The sequence below is a fragment of the Paenibacillus sp. sgz302190 genome, assembly GCF_059820445.1.
Window position 1 is genome coordinate 111,397 of record NZ_JBZYAO010000018.1, and the last position, 15,502, is coordinate 126,898.

17 protein-coding genes are annotated in these 15,502 nt (G+C 50.2%); 11 read left to right on the plus strand and 6 right to left on the minus strand.

Annotated elements, in window-relative coordinates:
- The first annotated feature begins 70 nt into the window (after positions 1 to 70).
- The 4 genes from AC6RNO_RS20420 (at position 71) to AC6RNO_RS20435 (ending at position 4,264) form a co-directional block, all read left to right on the plus strand.
- Complete coding sequence (locus AC6RNO_RS20420) at positions 71 to 571, plus strand: DinB family protein (RefSeq protein ID WP_488434874.1); 501 nt, start codon at positions 71 to 73, stop codon at positions 569 to 571.
- A gap of 226 nt (positions 572 to 797) precedes the next feature.
- Positions 798 to 3,332, plus strand: coding sequence for an SEL1-like repeat protein (locus AC6RNO_RS20425; protein ID WP_488434873.1), 2,535 nt, complete (start codon positions 798 to 800; stop codon positions 3,330 to 3,332).
- Between the two features lie 113 nt (positions 3,333 to 3,445).
- Positions 3,446 to 3,754, plus strand: a complete 309-nt coding sequence (locus tag AC6RNO_RS20430; RefSeq protein WP_474679519.1) for a hypothetical protein — start codon at positions 3,446 to 3,448, stop codon at positions 3,752 to 3,754.
- 9 nt (positions 3,755 to 3,763) lie between these two features.
- Positions 3,764 to 4,264: a VanZ family protein gene (locus tag AC6RNO_RS20435; RefSeq protein WP_497106555.1), complete on the plus strand. Its 501-nt coding sequence runs from the start codon at positions 3,764 to 3,766 to the stop codon at positions 4,262 to 4,264.
- On the opposite strand, the gene AC6RNO_RS20440 is transcribed toward AC6RNO_RS20435, so the two are convergent.
- The gene (locus AC6RNO_RS20440; RefSeq protein ID WP_474679517.1) at positions 4,242 to 4,400 is read right to left on the minus strand and encodes a hypothetical protein; all 159 of its coding nucleotides are present in this window, start codon (positions 4,398 to 4,400) and stop codon (positions 4,242 to 4,244) included. The genes AC6RNO_RS20435 and AC6RNO_RS20440 overlap by 23 nt on opposite strands.
- 123 nt (positions 4,401 to 4,523) lie before the next feature.
- Between AC6RNO_RS20440 and AC6RNO_RS20445 the strand changes: the two genes are divergently transcribed.
- Positions 4,524 to 6,383: an ABC transporter substrate-binding protein gene (locus tag AC6RNO_RS20445; RefSeq protein ID WP_497106556.1), complete on the plus strand. Its 1,860-nt coding sequence runs from the start codon at positions 4,524 to 4,526 to the stop codon at positions 6,381 to 6,383.
- Positions 6,384 to 6,405: 22 nt separating this feature from the next.
- Here the strand turns inward: AC6RNO_RS20445 and AC6RNO_RS20450 are convergent, their stop codons facing one another.
- Positions 6,406 to 6,669 (minus strand): hypothetical protein, encoded by a 264-nt coding sequence (locus AC6RNO_RS20450; RefSeq protein ID WP_497106557.1) that lies wholly within the window; start codon positions 6,667 to 6,669, stop codon positions 6,406 to 6,408.
- Between the two features lie 125 nt (positions 6,670 to 6,794).
- Here AC6RNO_RS20450 and AC6RNO_RS20455 point away from each other — a divergent pair, with 125 nt between their 5' ends.
- Both AC6RNO_RS20455 and AC6RNO_RS20460 read left to right on the plus strand, forming a co-directional pair.
- Positions 6,795 to 7,157: a response regulator gene (locus tag AC6RNO_RS20455; RefSeq protein ID WP_474679514.1), complete on the plus strand. Its 363-nt coding sequence runs from the start codon at positions 6,795 to 6,797 to the stop codon at positions 7,155 to 7,157.
- 137 nt (positions 7,158 to 7,294) lie between these two features.
- The gene (locus AC6RNO_RS20460; protein ID WP_474679513.1) at positions 7,295 to 7,957 is read left to right on the plus strand and encodes a tetratricopeptide repeat protein; all 663 of its coding nucleotides are present in this window, start codon (positions 7,295 to 7,297) and stop codon (positions 7,955 to 7,957) included.
- Positions 7,958 to 7,978: 21 nt separating this feature from the next.
- Here AC6RNO_RS20460 and AC6RNO_RS20465 read toward each other — a convergent pair whose 3' ends face one another.
- The gene (locus AC6RNO_RS20465) at positions 7,979 to 9,034 is read right to left on the minus strand and encodes an acyltransferase (RefSeq protein ID WP_474679512.1); all 1,056 of its coding nucleotides are present in this window, start codon (positions 9,032 to 9,034) and stop codon (positions 7,979 to 7,981) included.
- A 306-nt stretch (positions 9,035 to 9,340) separates the two neighbouring features.
- Between AC6RNO_RS20465 and AC6RNO_RS20470 the strand changes: the two genes are divergently transcribed.
- Positions 9,341 to 9,778, plus strand: a complete 438-nt coding sequence (locus AC6RNO_RS20470) for a HepT-like ribonuclease domain-containing protein (RefSeq protein ID WP_497106558.1) — start codon at positions 9,341 to 9,343, stop codon at positions 9,776 to 9,778.
- Between the two features lie 85 nt (positions 9,779 to 9,863).
- Positions 9,864 to 10,496 carry a helix-turn-helix transcriptional regulator gene (locus AC6RNO_RS20475; RefSeq protein WP_474679510.1) on the plus strand — a complete coding sequence of 211 codons (633 nt, stop codon included), beginning with the start codon at positions 9,864 to 9,866 and terminating at the stop codon, positions 10,494 to 10,496.
- A 75-nt stretch (positions 10,497 to 10,571) separates the two neighbouring features.
- Here AC6RNO_RS20475 and AC6RNO_RS20480 read toward each other — a convergent pair whose 3' ends face one another.
- The gene (locus AC6RNO_RS20480) at positions 10,572 to 11,204 is read right to left on the minus strand and encodes a bifunctional 4-hydroxy-2-oxoglutarate aldolase/2-dehydro-3-deoxy-phosphogluconate aldolase (protein WP_497106559.1); all 633 of its coding nucleotides are present in this window, start codon (positions 11,202 to 11,204) and stop codon (positions 10,572 to 10,574) included.
- 298 nt (positions 11,205 to 11,502) lie between these two features.
- On the opposite strand from AC6RNO_RS20480, the gene AC6RNO_RS20485 reads away from it, so the two are divergent.
- Together AC6RNO_RS20485 and AC6RNO_RS20490 are read left to right on the plus strand one after the other, a co-directional pair.
- Entirely contained in the window at positions 11,503 to 11,994 is a 492-nt protein-coding gene (locus AC6RNO_RS20485; protein ID WP_497106560.1) for a DUF948 domain-containing protein, read from the plus strand.
- Positions 11,987 to 12,325: a YtxH domain-containing protein gene (locus tag AC6RNO_RS20490; protein ID WP_497106561.1), complete on the plus strand. Its 339-nt coding sequence runs from the start codon at positions 11,987 to 11,989 to the stop codon at positions 12,323 to 12,325. The genes AC6RNO_RS20485 and AC6RNO_RS20490 overlap by 8 nt, the downstream gene beginning before the upstream one ends.
- Before the next feature lie 54 nt (positions 12,326 to 12,379).
- Here the strand turns inward: AC6RNO_RS20490 and AC6RNO_RS20495 are convergent, their stop codons facing one another.
- Together AC6RNO_RS20495 and AC6RNO_RS20500 are read right to left on the minus strand one after the other, a co-directional pair.
- Positions 12,380 to 13,498: a phosphodiester glycosidase family protein gene (locus AC6RNO_RS20495; protein WP_497106562.1), complete on the minus strand. Its 1,119-nt coding sequence runs from the start codon at positions 13,496 to 13,498 to the stop codon at positions 12,380 to 12,382.
- A 96-nt stretch (positions 13,499 to 13,594) separates the two neighbouring features.
- A complete protein-coding gene (locus tag AC6RNO_RS20500) occupies positions 13,595 to 15,415 on the minus strand; it encodes an EAL domain-containing protein (RefSeq protein WP_497106563.1) in 1,821 nt (606 codons plus the stop codon).
- Positions 15,416 to 15,502 lie beyond the last annotated feature (87 nt).

Below are 15,502 nucleotides of genomic sequence, written 5' to 3' on the forward strand. Positions count from 1 at the left end.
GGAAAGTTATTAATCCTAGGTTTAACGAGTAGCGCCAGCAAAAATTAAACGTTAAAGGAGTGCTTCCCGATTGAGTGATCAAGAATTGATTGAAACATACAAAAGCTATTTACATAGTTATTCCATGGAGCAGCTTAGGTATATACCCGCGCAAGGGGTTTGGTCTCTCGGCCAATTGTACAACCACATGATTCTCACTGCTCTTGATTACCTTGACAAAGTGGGAATTTGCGCGACTGAACGCGAAGAACAAGAGCTCGGGAAGACGGAGGCCGGCGAGCATTTGTTCAAAATCGGCGGTTTCCCGCCGATTAAAATCAAGCTGCCGGACGGGCCGGAAAACACGCCGAGCAATTCGGATAGTAAAGAAGACCTTATGCGCGGACTCGATCAAGTGCAGCAAAAGATGAAAGAATGGGAAGTGAAAATAGATGCTGTAAGTCCAAATTGCAAAGTCAATCATGATGGCTTTGGCTGGTTGAACGCGAGGGAGTGGTTTGCCCTTGTCGATATGCATTTCCGTCATCACTTGCGTCAAAAGAGCGAGCTGGATCAGATGCATGGGTTATGACCGCCGCGGTGGGGACTGCTGCTGTGTAGCTTGCCAAATATTTTGGAGCGGAAGTTACCGGGGATGCAGCAGGGTACCGGCACCATAAACGTAAACGGCAGAAATGCCGTTTTTTGTTTTGCCGTTTTTCGGGGGGGCAATCTGTCAATAATTTGAAACGCTTATTCGGCTCATGTTACGATGAAACAAGACGTAAAATTAAAGTGCAGAGGGAGCCGTTAACACGATGTCACACAGAGTATATTTATACAATGTCAGCGAACCTTCTCAAGCGCAGAGTACCGACAAGATGATGATGGAGTGGGGCTATGAAATGCCTCTTTTATTGCAGCCGCTCTTAGTCGACGGAGGGTTCGCCGCCGGCAATAATTACAACAACCATACAGAGTTGGACAATACCGGACTGTATTTTAATACCCGGACGGGTATCGAAAATATGAAGCGGTTTTATGATTTCCTGGAGAAGCAGGAATCGTTGATCGAAAATAAAGAAGCTTTTATTGAAGCGAAAAACAATCTTTTGCACTACCTCGAAAAGCTGGAACTCCCCTATTTCCACCTGGATGCCTGGGATGTGTTCAATATGGACGATATCCCTCACGCCGAGCAGGCGGAAACTTGGCTGTCCAACATTAACCATAACAATGAGATCATTACAAGAGCGATGGAAAACGACGATATTTCGATGCTGCGCTATTCCGATTTCAGGGACGTAAGCCCCGGCTTCAAGTCGTTCGCCGAGCTGCTCAACTATGAGGATTACCAATATGGGTGGGAACATATTTGGCAATCTGAAGAAGATCGCGATGAACTGATCTTTGAAGAAAATGGCTTGTGGGGGCTTAAAGACAAGTCCGGCAATGTGGTGCTCAGCCCGCAATTTGAGGCGTTTTACAGCTTCGGATCCGAAGATCTTGCCGTTGTCGTCAAGGACGGAAAGTACGGCTATGTACATGTATCCGGCCATATTGCCATCCCTTTGGTATGGGACGATGCCTTCGATTTTGAATATGGCTCCGCTTCGGCGATTGTCAAACTGAATGACAAATTCGGTCTGATCGACATCAAAGGCCAGCCGGTTTCGCAAATGCAGTATGAAAGCTTGGAGGTGCTCGGCTACGACGGTTATTTTACGGCCAAGCTGGATGGCAAATGGGGAGTGCTTGATAATTCCGGTTCGGTAATTATAAATTTTGAACACGACGCCCCTTTCGAGAGCGGTGACCGCTTTTACCACACGGCAATCGAAGGGCAAAAAAACCGGAAAATATTTAACGGGAATTTTACATATATAGGCGAATTTCCGGTATCTGCACTGGAATGCATCGGCGATGGACTTATTCTGGTAAAAGCGCACAAAAATGTGAACCATAACACGCTGTACAAAAAAGACGGAACCGTGCTCGCATCGGGCTTCGATAAAATAAACCGGCAAACCGGCCTCTCCAATATGCTTATACTGCGCAAAGGGAAAAAATACGGAGCACTGGGCATGCAGCAGGAAAGCTTTCTTTTGCCCTATGAATACGATGCGCTGATTGATATGCAGGTTAATGTCGATGCAAGTACAAGCAACCTGGTACTGGCGCAAAAGGATGGGGAAAAAGGCGTTTTTAGAGGAGACATCGCTCATCCGTCGTGGTTAATTCCTTTGGATCATTACAATAAAATCGTTTGGCTGTATGAACACTATTTTGCTTTGCAGCAGAACGGGGCATGGTGCATTATGTGTTTGCCCGATAACCTTTTGAGCGGCTATGAATTCGATCTTGTAACCCGGAAAATGCCTCTGAACGGTTTCGCTTATGCTTTTAAAGGTTCCGAAGTTTTTACAGCGGATGCGTACGGGCTTTCGAGGGCTGATAAAGCATTGGTGCTGGAAGAAATCGAGAGCGGATATGACGACTATTATTTTGATGTCAACGTACGCAATCGCCTGCTGGCCTATGCAAAAACAGATGTTACCGATGATGGCGGCATGGATGAATATTCACCGGTGGAGACTTTACACGACTTGGGCTTGGATGCTCTTCAAACGGACGATTTTGAAACTTCCATCCGCTATAATACTCTTGCTGCCGAAAAGGGCTACGCTCCAGCCATGAACACTCTTGCCTATATTTATTACAGCATAGAGGGCTGCCTCGATGAGAATAAGGCTTTTTACTGGTACGAAAAAGGCGCAGCCGCAGGCAGCATATACGCCATGAACGGCTTGGGCATGTGCTACAGCAACGGTACGGGTACGGCCCCTGATGCGGAAAAAGCGCTGTACTGGCTGGGCCGGGCCGCACACAATGGCAACGCGATCGCAAACAACAATCTTGGCGAATTGTATTTTCAAGGGCAGCTTGTATCTCAAAATATCGATAAAGCGATATATCATTACGAACAAGGTGAAGCATTCGGCACACCTCACAATGACTGGCTCGGCTACCTGCATTACTATAAAGGGAACTATGACAAGGCGATGCACTATTTCCAGCGCGATTATGAAGACGGCGGCGATTTTGGGGCGTATTATATGGGGATATTTTACAGCGAGGGCTTGGGCACTGCCAAAAATATCGCCGAGGCCATAGCCTATTTTAACGCCGCAGCGGATAAGTCGTATCCTCTCGCCCATATCGAATTGGCGAAAATATATTTGAGCGAAAGTGATTTTGCCGACGAAGCCTTGGCGAAATACCATATAGCCCAGGCCGAAAAGGCGGGCCTCGAAATTCCCGATGACCTCAGACCTGATCATTCGAGGTCCTAAAATGATTGTGTATGACGATTTTGTTGCAATGGTTTTGGAAACGTTGTTTTCGGTTCCCGGTTCGTGCTAACCTAGAATAATAGACAAGTTTTGGCTAAAGGAGTGGGGCTGGGGTGTCGAACGGTTTATTGTACTGGATTTTTCTGGGGGCGGCGTTTGCGGTTCCGTTTATTCTCGGTGTCTGGATGATGCGAAGGACGGACAGGCTGCAGTTTTCATTTTGGATCTCAACGGCATTGAATATAGGTATGACGGCGGCAGCCATGCTGTGGTGGAAATCCGTCAGTCACGACCCGTTTCGGATGATGTTCGGGATCACATTTTTCGGGGTTTCGGCCGTGAATTTGATGGCAATCGAATTTTTCGCATTGCTCAGCATCCGCAAGAAATCAATCGCTGGGGGACAAGCAGAAGGGGAATGAAGACTGGAAATGCATAGAAGAAACTCTGTTCGTTTTTACATATGGTTGGCCGCTTCCGTTATTTGGATGGCGGTTATTTTTATCAAATCGGCTGAGACGTATCAGCAGCAGAGCCTGCGGCCGCTTCTGACGGAATGGTTGGCGGGATCGGATGCGCTCAGCAATTTGCCTCATTGGGAGTTTAATTACGATCATGAGGTAGTGGGCTGGCAGGACCCGATCGGCTTGCTTGAATTTTTTATCAGAAAAGCAGGGCATATCACCGAATACGCGATCCTTGCCCTGCTCTGGTCGCTCACTTTGCTCTCTAAACCGATGAAAGCATCCATGGCGCTGCTCGCCTCCTTTATGATTTCAATCATTTATGCCGCATCGGACGAATGGCATCAAACTTTTGTGCCTCAAAGAACCGGTCATCCCATCGATGTGGCGGTTGATGCCATAGGCGTCTTGCTGGCTGTGCTGGCAGTCGGGCTCGGCGTCCTGATTAAACGAAGAAAAACAGGCTAATTATCATCATTATATGCAATTTTTTTGCAGGCTCTTTGATCGATCTCCACATCCATAGCTCCTTCGCTTCTTTTTCCAATTGCCGCTGCTGCCACTGCATCATTTTCTCCGACGAATACATCATGTTGGGTAACATGTCCATCACCTCCTTTCAATTCCTTGTAGCAACAGCATACAACTGGTATAAGGGGAAGAAAAAGAGTATAATTTACTTTATGAATTTCCCCTTTTGTAAGGGCATAAGGATAGGACGGATAAGATGCAGCTAATGACGCATTATTTGGAGCTTCGCGGATGTTTCGGGCATGTGGAGGAAGGGCAGCCGGTACGCGTCACGCTGGAGGAACTGGCCGAGGTGCTGTACTGCTCAACGCGCAATGTCAAGCTGCTGCTGAAAAAAATGTCGGAGCAAAGCTGGATCGCCTGGTCTCCGGGGCGGGGGAGGGGCAACGCTTCGGAGCTTGTTTTTTTGAGATCGATCGAAGAGATGGTCACCAAGCACATTATGGAATTAGCCGGTAAAGGAGATTACAAGGGAGCGATCGAGCTTATCCATCGGATGGAAAAAGGGGATGCGCTGCAGGACTCGTTCATCGATTGGATTTTCAGCTATTTCGGCTACCGGGAAAACGGGCCGGAAGAGCACTCGGCGGATACGCTGCGGTTCCCGATATTTAAGCCGATCGTCTCGCTCGATCCTGCGCATGCTTTTTTTGCTTTTGACTGTAATTTGCTTTATCAGATTTTTGATACGCTCGTCCGGTATGATCAGAAGAAGCCGGATATCGAACCCCATTTGGCGCACTATTGGGAGGTAAGCGAGGATCGATTGACGTGGACGTTTTATTTGCGCAAGGGCGTGATGTTTCATCATGGCAGAGAGATGACGGCGAGTGATGTGCGGTTTTCCCTGTTAAGAATTCAGCAGCTCGGGGAGGCGTCAAGCCAAAGCTGGCTGACGGAAAACATCCATGCGATTGAAGTGATGAACCGAAGCACGGTTGTGATCCGTCTCAAACGGCCCAATGCGCTGTTCTTGAAGCAGCTTGCTTTTGTGTCCATGTCCGTCGTTCCGGAGGAAGTCTGTTTTGGCCACGAGGATTTGTTCGCGCGGGTGCCGATCGGAACAGGGCCTTTCCGGCTGGAGCGCAGCGACGAATACACGTGGAGGCTTCGCGCATTCGATCGATATTTTGATGTAAGGCCGCATCTGGATCAGATTGAAATTTGGCTTTTGCCGAAGGATTTGTCGGACGCGGGCCCGAACGCTAATCTGATTCAGGTGCTGTGCGGCTACACGAACGGCAGACAGCCTATACATCTGGGGAAAAAAGGCCCGGAATGGCACAGCATCGATCAGATGATTCTTGGCTGCAGCCTGCTGACTTTTAATGTGAACAAGCCGGGACCGCAGCAGCATCTGAATTTTCGCAAGGCTGTCGATTTGCTGCTCGATCGGGAGCGGATGGCGCGTGAGCTGGAAGGAAACCGCGAAAAACCTGCGGTCAGCTTTATACCGGATGCCAAACCGTTAGCCGGAGTTCAACTGTATGACCTGGAAGAGGCGAGGCGGCTGCTGGAAGAAATGGGTTATGACGGCAGCGCGGTTCACATTTACGTGTATCAACCGCATCAGGAAGATGCACAGTGGATCAGCGACCAATGCGCAGCGGCAGGTATCAAAATCGAAATCATGATTCTTGACGAGACGGGAATGACGGAGCTGGAACATATCCGCAAGGCGGATATGATATTGTACCAGAACGTGATGGAGAGTGACTACGATTTGCACGTCATTGAAACGCTCCAGCAGAGCAACAGCTACGTCCGGGCCCATCTCAACGGCGGGCTGGCCCAGTCCGTGGACATTGAAATCGCCGCTCTGCTTGGCGAGGACGACCAGCGGGAGCGCATTCGCAAGCTCGATGAGATGGTCGAGGCGCTTCAACGGGAAAAGTCGTTTTTGTTCGTGCTGCACCGCTCTTTTCAAACGACATATCACGCTTCGCTCAAAGGAGTGGCGCTCAACGACTTGGGATGGATTGATTTTCGCAAACTGTGGTTCGCACCGAATATGCCGATCAATGAGTCCGGGGATGGAAATGCTCACGGACAATAAAGAGCGTGCTGCGGACAGACTCCTATGGCCGTTCTTCCGGGGCGGGCTCATATTTTCGTTCCATGGACTGCCAGCGGGTGCTTGCGACGAAAAATCCGGCCAGAGCAAAAACGATCAGGCGGACGGGAATCCAATTCCAGATGATTTCATGTGTGTACAATAATTCGATGATTTCGATGATGAACGTCAATCCCAGGCCCCACGGGAGCACGCCGTAATAAAGCAAATACTTGGATCTTCCGAGTTCTTTTCTTTTGACCCATAGGTTTGTCTGCGAATCGCTCATATGTAATCTCCTTTTCTTTTCATTATAGCATCACCCGATAAAAATCTCGAATAACTCATCCATTGCGCTTTTCAAACCGTTATGATAAAAAAGGAAGTACTGTAAATCGCGGGGAGATATGACGAATGACTCGTATTATGATCGTAGACGATGCGCCGCTTATGAGAACACTGCTTGCATCTATTTTGACTGAGCATGGTTTTGAAGTCATTCATCTGGCGGTCAACGGCAAGGAAGCTGTGGAAGCGTATCCGAAAGTCAGACCGGATGTGGTGATCATGGATGTTTCCATGCCGGAGATGAATGGTGTGGATGCGTTAAAGCTGATTTTGGGCGCCGATCCCGAGGCCAAAATCATTATGTGCTCGACCTTCGGGCAGCAGTCTTTTATTTTGAAGGCCATTGAGCTCGGCGCCAAAGATTTTATTGCCAAGCCTTTCAGCCCGTATCAGGTGATAGATGCCGTACGGCACGTAATGGGTCGCTGAGAGCCTCTGGGCACAGTCTCGGTTTTATAGCCGGAGGCTGTTTTTATTTGGGAATGACCGGAGCAAGGAAAATATGGTAATATAGTAAGTTGTATACGACTAGCGGTCGGTATTATTCGCACGGGAGGGTTATCGTTTTGAGTAAAATTTTTGCTTTCGGATTTTTGTGGTATTTGACCGGAAATCCTTTTATCGCTCTTCTTATTTTGCTCGCTATTTTGTACGTTCTGGACCGGAGATTCGTCGGGTTGACCCCGAATATTTTCAGACCTTTCCAACTCGGCCGCAAAGCTTCCCGATTAAGACAGGATCTGCATGCCAATCCGCACAACACGTCCGCCAAGCTGGAGCTTGCCCGCATTCTGATCGAACGGAAAAAGTACGGCGAAGCCGTGCCTTATTTGGAGCAGACGATTGCCGTCATGGAAGATTCGGCGGATGTGCACGCCGAGCTCGGCCTTTGCCGCCTGAAGCTGGGCGACTTGGCGGGGGGCGAGCAGCTCGTGCTCAGGGCGCTGGAGCTGAACCCGCGGGTCAAATACGGGGAACCGTATTTGCGGCTCGGCGAAGCGCTGGCCGGCGTTGCGCCGGAAAAAGCGGCCGCTTACATGGAGCGGTTCCGCGAGGTGCAGTCCTCCTCGGTGGAGGCGTACTACCGCCTCGGGCAGCTGTACGACAAGCTGGGCCGCACCGCGGATGCCAAGCGGTCTTTCCGCGAGGCGCTGGACATATACCGCGGCCTGCCGCGGTACAGCCGCAGACAACAGCGGCGCTGGGCTCTGCTGGCGCGTTTTAAATGAGAAAAAAGCAAAGATCCGCGTTCACGGATGCTTTGCTTTTTTTACGGCGCTTCGGCAGAGGTGGGTCAGCGCCCATGCCCCGAACAGCGCCAGCGGAACGGCCGCCGCGCTGTGCAGGTCGAAGAGCAGCAGCTGCGCTTTCGGCGGCGCAGCCCGGTCCCACAGCGTCAGCAGCATCGGATGGGCGAGATAGATGCCGAACGAGGCCGCCCCCAGGCCGGCGAGCAGGCGGGAGCGGGAAGGGGCGCAGCGGGACAGCATGCTTCGCCCCAGGCGCGTGAAATATAACGCCGCTGCCATGCAGTAAAGGAGGAGCGCCAGCTCGTACCAAGTGTTTTCAAAGGAACGTATGCCGTATTGATTCAGCAGCAGCATGCCGACAAACGCCGCCCCGCCTGCGATGAATGCTGCGGCGACGATGCCTTTATGGGCGTCGGCCCATTTCATTACGGCTGCATAATGGATGCCTGTAAATGCGCCGAAGGCGAACAGCGCGGAGTATCCGGCAAATAGAGAAGCATACTGGGGAAGCGGGTATACCCAGTGGTGAATACTATATATGGCGGCTTGAAAGCAAATGCCGAGCGGTATAAGATTTTTTTCGGCCCAACGGTATTTCCTCACAATCGCCAAGATCCAAGGAAACAGCACATAAAACTGCACGATGATGACCATATAATACAGATGATAGCTGGCGTTGCCGGAAATGAGCAGCTTTATGAAGTGAATGAGGTCGAATCCGATGCGCCCGTGATACATAAGCTGATTGAACAAATAATAGAATAGCGACCACAGCACGTAGGGAATCACGATTCTACGCAGTCTTTTTGTCCAAAATTGGAAGGCTGTTCCGCTGCCCGCACGGTCATAGTAGTTGTAGAAGAGCACGGCTCCGCTGATCCAAATAAATACAGGCACCGTGAACAAGGATGCGCGATTGATGATGTAAAATACGGACTGCGAAACTGTGCCTACGGGCAATTGGGTGGCGCTTGACGTTGCGTGAATAACGACTACGGCGAGTATGGCGATGGCGCGAACGATATCCATTTCGGGAATTTTAGGTCTTGGTTGCACGTTTCTGGGAGTCTCCTTTTTAATGCGGCAAAGCGATGATAGAATCGAAAGTAAAGACTTTCTCACTTTATCATGAACCGGGCCGTTTGAAAACAGGAACTGCGGCGGACGCGCAAGCTTGACGCTCCCAAACCATAACGATACACTGAAAGGTAGAATGTAACCCAGTGCTGATCAAGAAGGTGATTCTTTCGTGAGCTATGAGTATTTGATGCAGGCGGTTTTGCTGATCCTGCTGGTAATCGCTACGTTTGTTGCGATGGTGTTTTGGACGAAATGGAGAAAAAGAGGACGGAGATAAGCGGCATGTATTTTATTAATCAAGATCAGATCGATGAAAGAATTCAATTTCTGAAAGTTTTGGCTGACGCTTGCGGGCAATTGTCCGATCGGCGGATCGATGGAGAGGACAGCCTCCTACGGCATTTGTCGCAGGAACGAATCCTTCATTTGGCGATTGAAACGGTAACGGATGTGGGCAGCTTGCTCATCGACGCTTTCATATTGAGAGACGCGAGCAGCTACGAGGATATCGTCGATATTGTGCGCGGCGAAGGGGCTTATTCCGATTCGCTGGCCGAAACGCTGCTGGAGCTGGTCCGATTAAGAAAGCCGCTCGTTCAGGACTATACGGCCTGGAAGCGGGAAGGTGAAGGTCTGCATCCTCTTATCGGCAAGCTGCCGGCAGCGTTAGAAGAGTTTGCCACCAGCGTAAAAGCGTTCATCCAAAAGGAATTGGCATAACATACATACATGTTTCTTAATTTACTTATTCTATCGGATGCTGTAAAATGAGACTAAAATCACAGTTCCGGGAGTAGGTGAGCTTATGAATCATGACCTTGAGACATCCACGCGCAAAGTGATCCTTTCCATGCTGAAAACGCAAGGGCCTTTAAGTGTTCATGACATGTCCAAGCAGCTCGGAATTACCGAAATGGCTGTAAGACGGCACGTGAACACGTTGGACCGTGACGGCCTCCTGGAGACGAAGCTCGTCCGGCAGGCAATGGGCAGACCGACAAGCTTGTATTCGCTGGCCCCGCAGGCGGACGAATTATTTCCGAAGAAATATTTGCAGCTTACCCTTGATCTGCTCGGAGAGCTGGTTGAGGACGAAGGGCAGCAGTTGGTTGACCGGTTGTTTGAGCGCAGACAGGAAAAGATGGAGCAGCGGTATCATGCAAGAATGAAAGCGGACAGTCTGGAAGAGCGCGTTGCCGAACTGGCCCTCATTCAGGATGAGAATGGTTATATGGTGGAATGGTCGCAATCGGATCAGGACGAGTTCATTTTCAGCGAACACAACTGCCCGATTACCCAGGTGGCCAACCGGTTCCAGCAGGCCTGCCAATGCGAGCTGAAGCTGTTTCAAAATTTGCTGGATGCCGATGTGGAGAGGACCGAGTGCCTTGCAAAAGGCGGAACCAAGTGCGTATATAGGATCAGCGGGCGCAAATAGCCATCATCCTCCTTTTACGGAGTTGTGATGGCTATTTGTTTTTTTTCAGCCGGTCCGGGCGTGCCGGACGCCGTCTCAGCGTGAAGCAGCCAGAAGGCGCTCCGCTTTATCGGTGATCCAGGCATAATTGCCGGCTTCGATTTCTTTCAAATTAATCAAGGAGCCGCCGATACCGAGCCCGTAACAGCCGATGTTCAAAAACTGCTTGATATTGTCTTCCGTTACACCGCCAACGGCCATCAGCGGAATGCGGTCCAGCGGACCCATCAGTTCTTTGATGAAACCTATGCCAAGGCTTGCGCTTGGAAAAACTTTGACAGCCGTAGCTCCGGCTTTCCACGCCTTGACGATTTCCGTCGGAGTCATCGCTCCGGGGAAGATCGGAATGTCGTTCGCTTTGGCAAAGCGGATGACCTTCTTATCCACATTAGGCGTTACGAGGAAGGCGGCGCCGGCTTGAACCGCTTTTTGCGCATCCTCCAGATCCAGTATCGTTCCGGCTCCGATGTACATCTGCTCACCCAGTTTGCTTTGCAGATCCGCAATCATCTGCAGCGCGCCCGGCGTGTTCAAAGTCACTTCCATGACAGTAATCCCGCTCCGGAAGAGCGCTTCCGCCACCGGTAAAATATGCGCTTCGCCGACTCCTCTGACAATCGCTACGATTCGCGTACGTTCGATTTCCGCAAGTCCTTGTTCCTTTTTCATGCAAATCCTCCTTGTAATGCTTCCCTGTTCAAAAGCGTGCTTGCTCCGTAAGCAAGCTCATGTACTGCTCCGCCGGAGCCGATCGCCGCATCGGCGAAGCCAGGGGCTTGATTCTTATTATGACAGGTTCCCGAACTTTTTCCACTGCGGTTGTGTCAAGACGAGCAGCGCTTACTTATACTGTATTAATTCATAGGCATTCGTCTAGAAACAGCCATCGCAAATGCCAAGGTAACAACTCTAAGCCGATGCTTACGAAGCCTGTTATGTCAAGGCATCATTCCCGGGAGGTGAACTCATGACATGGATGGAGATCAGCTGCGTCAGTGCGGCTGCTGCTTTCATCGTGCTTGTCGGTTATGCGGTTGTTACGCTTATTGCCGCGAGGCTAGCCTTGCAGCAGATCAGCGATGCGGTGTCCGAGATGCGTCAGGCCGTGTTGTACACGGCTGAGCAATCGGACCGGCTGCTGCAGGAGGCGAGGGAGCTCACGGCAGACGTGCGCAGCGGGGCGCAGACGCTGCAGCAAAGCCTCGAGCATGTTCAACAGGCAGGGGCGGCTGTAGGAGAGGTGGTTTCGTCGCTTCGCTCCGCATCCAGGACAATGAGCCAAACGATCCTGAACGCGGAAAGGGCCGTTCAAGCCCATAAGGAGCGGCTGCAGGACGCCTTCGAATGGGCCGCGACGGGGGTTGAGCTTTGGCAGCGATGGCAGGCCAGCAGGCAAGCAAAAGCGGACTTAAACGAGTCCGCCGAAAAGACAAACAAAGGAGTGCATGAACATGTCTGATGCAAAAAAAGGAAAAAACTTCCTCATTGGTGCGGTAGTAGGCGGTGTTCTTGGAGCGGCGACGGCTCTGCTGTTTGCCCCGAAGTCAGGCCGTGAACTGCGAAGCGATATCGCGGAGCAAGCGCAAACGGTATCCGAAAAAACCGTGAAAATAGCCAGAGCAGTAAGCTCCCAAACTTCGGGAATTTACAATAAGGCGAAAGATACCGCACTGACGGTAGTGGATAATGTCCGTTCCTGGAAGGGCTCGGGGAAGGAAGAAATGATGGAGGACGATTTCGAAACTTCGGAAGCCGCCGAAGATTTCGTAATTTTGGGAGACAACCGATAACTGCAAGCCTCATAACAAATACAGGGCGCTCTATCGAAGAGCGCCCTGTGTTTGTTACCATTTGGAAGGATCGATTTTTCGGATATCGAGCCCTTCCCAGACGTTTTTGATTTTGGCGTTCGCGGGATTGTCGAATACGAGCCAGGCGGTCGGCAAGTAGCGCTCGCCATACTCGCTGGAAGGTTTGTTGACGATCGTGTTATTGTGCACGAGCACGGTTGAAGCGCCTCCGTCCAGATTGGCCGCCGTCACGGCGCCGTGTTCTAGAAATATTTGCTGCACGTCGTAGAGCGTGGCCCCTATGCTGCTCTTCTGTCTTCCGTCGATAATGGCGAACAAAATCGAGCCGTCCTTCGTCTGCGCCATGCACGTTCTCGGAGCGACGCCCCAGCCATCGGCTTGACTCTTGATCTGCCCGACGCCGTTAACGATGAAGCGGGGGCTGAACGAAACAGCTTCCTGCACGCCCATCTGGAGCAGTTCCGAAACTTTATATTTGCCTGCAACCATCCGGCCGTCTTTGTCGATTCCAACGACTTGTACCGTGCCGTTCGTCCCTTTGTCATTGTAAAATATTTTTCCTCCGGAAATGACGATGCCCTCAGGCTGAAAGCCGTTGCCTTCCCAGTTCGGGTCGATAAAACCGCCGCCGTTGACGCCCAGGACCGCACCGGTCCGTTTGACCATCGAGGAAACTTTTTCGCCTTTTCCGGCTTTTTCGGGGACGGCGATTCTCAATTTTTTCGGATCTGAAACGGTGACCAGATAGCCTTTGAAATTCGTGCCGGAAATCGGCTCGATAGTGACGAGATCTTTTTTCGTCTCCTTTTGAGCACTGGTTTTGGTCTCAAGCTTGACTAGGCCCTTATCCTTTTCATCGCCCATTTCGTCGAATTTTTTCCAGTAAGCTTCCACCCGTTTTTGCAATTCATCGGAGCCGATTAAATATTTGGCCCAATCCCGATGCTGCGTCGTAATTAGCGTATCGGCCATCAAATAACGAACACTTGTTCCTGATGAAGTCAGAAAAAACCAGCATAGTCCTACAAGGGATAAGGAGGTAAAGCATGCTAGCAGGAACAGAAACATTCGAAGTCCGAAAGACTTTTTCTTGCGCTTTCCTTTGCCGACTCGCCGGGGAGGAAGCTGCAAAGCAGACTGCTGTGCCGCCATTCCTTTCCATTCCTTTCTATTGCTTTTATGTCATCTCTACATAGACGAAAAAAAGGAAACAAAAGTTTCAGATTTTTTCTGAGCTTCTTTCCTTTTTCACTTAAGAGCATATAAAGTTTTGTTTTCTTTAATCAGACTTTCGAACTTCTCGGCCGGCAGCGGCGTGCTGAAAATGTAGCCCTGAATCTCATTGCAGCCGCGCTCGCGCAGAAATTGCAGCTGTTCGGCGGTTTCGACGCCTTCGGCCAAAGATTTTATTTTGAGCTGCTGGGACATAGCGATCAGAGCCGTGACTATCGCAGCGTTGTCTTCATCGGTCGTAACATCGCGGATAAACGATTGATCGATTTTCAAGGTATGGACCCGGAAACGTTTGAGGTAGCTGAGAGAGGAATACCCGGTGCCAAAGTCGTCGATCGATATTTGAACGCCAAGCTTTCTCAGCTTGTCCATAGTTTCCATAATGAAAGATACGTTTTTCATTGCAACGCTCTCGGTAATTTCCAAACATAACAAATTCGCAGTGAGCCCTGTAGACGACAGCGTATCTTCGATAAACTGCACAAATCCGGCCTGCATGAATTGATTGACGGAAATGTTGACGGAGACGCAAAGCGGAGGCAGCCCCAGCGAATTCCAATGCTTGTTCTGGGCGCAGGCTTGCTTTAACACCCAATTGCCCAGCGGAATGATGAGTCCGGTTTCTTCTGCGAGCGGAATGAATTCGCCCGGCGAGACCATGCCCCATTCCGGGTGCTTCCAGCGGATCAAAGATTCCATGCCGATGATTTTGCCTGTCGTTAATTCGACAAGCGGCTGATAATAGATCATGAACTCTTCCCGTTCGATGGCTTTGCGCAGCTCAATTTCCAGGTTTAAGCGGTGCAGGGAGCGCATGTTCATATCGGGATGATAAATTTCGTAACAATTTCCGCCTTTTTCCTTGGCTTTATACATCGCTACATCGGCGTTTTTGATCAGGGATTCAACGCTGACGCCGTCTTGCGGATACACGCTGATTCCGATGCTGGCGGTAATATAAAGCTCCTGCTTATCGAAATAAAAAGCTTCCTTCATGCACTCGGGAATCCCTTCCGCAAGAGCGGTAATTTCGTCCAGATGGGTAATGCCGGTCATGAGAATGATGAATTCGTCCCCGCCGAATCGGGCTACCATATGCGATTGCCCGACATAATCAAGAAGCTTCCCTGCGACATGACGCAGCAGTTCGTCGCCGGCGTGGTGCCCCAAAGTATCGTTAATAATTTTGAACCGGTCGAGGTCGAAAAACAGCACGCCAAGCATGGAGCCGGAGCTTTCCGCCTGCGTCAAGGATTGTTTCAGATGCTCCTGAAACTTAAGCCGGTTCGGCAAATTGGTGAGCGAGTCGTGGTAAGCCATGTGAATGATTTTTTCTTCAGCTTGGCGTTTCGCATTCATTGCCCGGATCGTTGCGTAAGAACGGGAAAACTGGTTGTCCTCGTTTATGACAAAATCCGGAGGCTGCATGTCCTCCCGTTGACCGTAAATGGCGGATGCCTGTTCTTCAGGCTCAGCGGATGTTTGCAGAATGGACATAACGGTTTCGATATGTTCTTTATGAATGCGTGCCGCGGAGGCGATCTTCGTTTTCTTGGCGGTGGAGTCGTCGAAGTAAACGATGCCTTTGCGGGAATCGTACTCTTTGACCTGCTTCATGTTCACAATATTCGTGCTGTCGAGAAGCCGGAAGCCGTCTTCATAGAGCCACTCTTCAATGCTGTCGAGAGAAAAATCCAGATAATACTGATGATTTTTAGTATGAATGACATAATCGCGATTGCTGATCTTATCGATCTTGACTACTTTATGAGAATCGATAAGCAAAATATCGGATCCTTTTTTGCCATCACGGGTTACAGGTATTTTCTGGGACATTCGATCAGCTCCATGAGTAAAAAAGATACACCTATCCTTTTATTTTATTATACAAATGTTTACACGACAAGCGAACAATGTCGAATT

What these genes read in the sequence shown, in the direction of transcription:
- AC6RNO_RS20425 (WP_488434873.1), top strand. Translation starts at nt 798, where the DNA reads ATGTCACACAGAGTATATTTATACAATGTCAGCGAACCTTCTCAAGCG.
- AC6RNO_RS20455 (WP_474679514.1), top strand. Translation starts at nt 6,795, where the DNA reads ATGACTCGTATTATGATCGTAGACGATGCGCCGCTTATGAGAACACTG.
- AC6RNO_RS20475 (WP_474679510.1), top strand. Translation starts at nt 9,864, where the DNA reads ATGAATCATGACCTTGAGACATCCACGCGCAAAGTGATCCTTTCCATG.
- AC6RNO_RS20470 (WP_497106558.1), top strand. Translation starts at nt 9,341, where the DNA reads ATGTATTTTATTAATCAAGATCAGATCGATGAAAGAATTCAATTTCTG.
- AC6RNO_RS20485 (WP_497106560.1), top strand. Translation starts at nt 11,503, where the DNA reads ATGACATGGATGGAGATCAGCTGCGTCAGTGCGGCTGCTGCTTTCATC.
- AC6RNO_RS20495 (WP_497106562.1), bottom strand. Translation starts at nt 13,498, where the DNA reads ATGGCGGCACAGCAGTCTGCTTTGCAGCTTCCTCCCCGGCGAGTCGGC.
- AC6RNO_RS20440 (WP_474679517.1), bottom strand. Translation starts at nt 4,400, where the DNA reads ATGTTACCCAACATGATGTATTCGTCGGAGAAAATGATGCAGTGGCAG.
- AC6RNO_RS20480 (WP_497106559.1), bottom strand. Translation starts at nt 11,204, where the DNA reads ATGAAAAAGGAACAAGGACTTGCGGAAATCGAACGTACGCGAATCGTA.
- AC6RNO_RS20490 (WP_497106561.1), top strand. Translation starts at nt 11,987, where the DNA reads ATGTCTGATGCAAAAAAAGGAAAAAACTTCCTCATTGGTGCGGTAGTA.
- AC6RNO_RS20500 (WP_497106563.1), bottom strand. Translation starts at nt 15,415, where the DNA reads ATGTCCCAGAAAATACCTGTAACCCGTGATGGCAAAAAAGGATCCGAT.
- AC6RNO_RS20450 (WP_497106557.1), bottom strand. Translation starts at nt 6,669, where the DNA reads ATGAGCGATTCGCAGACAAACCTATGGGTCAAAAGAAAAGAACTCGGA.
- AC6RNO_RS20445 (WP_497106556.1), top strand. Translation starts at nt 4,524, where the DNA reads ATGCAGCTAATGACGCATTATTTGGAGCTTCGCGGATGTTTCGGGCAT.
- AC6RNO_RS20435 (WP_497106555.1), top strand. Translation starts at nt 3,764, where the DNA reads ATGCATAGAAGAAACTCTGTTCGTTTTTACATATGGTTGGCCGCTTCC.